General features: G+C 57.1%; 1 protein-coding gene. It reads right to left on the reverse strand.

What is annotated here, in order from left to right; all coding sequences use genetic code 11:
• The coding region (locus tag Q4Q11_RS32000) for an IS91 family transposase (RefSeq protein ID WP_498572002.1) at positions 1-627 on the reverse strand (627 nt) is incomplete at both ends.

Raw genomic sequence — 627 nt, forward strand, 5'->3', positions numbered from 1 at the left:
GGTGTAACGGCCGAGATAGGCGAGCACCTGATCTGGACCGCCGAATGGCGGCTTCGAATAGACAACCCATTCAATGCTGCGAGCGCGGGCAAGATAGCGGATGAACGTGTTGCTATCGTTGAGATGAGAGAGTTCGTTGAAGAATTGCAGTTCGTCTCTGGCAAAGGCTTCAGCGAGAGCGGTTAGAAAGAGCCGTCGAAACAGGCGCGATAATACGCGAACGGGTAGAAAGAAGCCGGGTCGGCACGCAACCCACCTCAATTTGTCTGGTGAAAGGCCACCGCCTGGTACGACGCAATGGACATGGGGATGGTGGGTCATAGCCTGGCCCCAGGTATGGAGCACAGCGGTGACACCAATCTCTGCGCCCAGCCATTTGGGATTAGCCGCCATGGTTTGTAGCGTCTCGGCCGAGATCCGCATCAACAATGCGTAGACAACCGCCTTGTTCTGGAAGGCGATCTCAGCGACGCCACGTGGTAGCGTGAAGACCACGTGGAAATAAGGGACCGGCAAGAGATCGGCGATGCGAGCGTCGACCCACTCCTTGCGGGCAGCTCCCTGACACTTCGGGCAGTGGCGATTACGGCAGGAATTATAGGAGATGCGGGTTCTGCCACAATCATC

Source organism: Rhizobium sp. UFLA01-1127 (assembly GCF_059803845.1).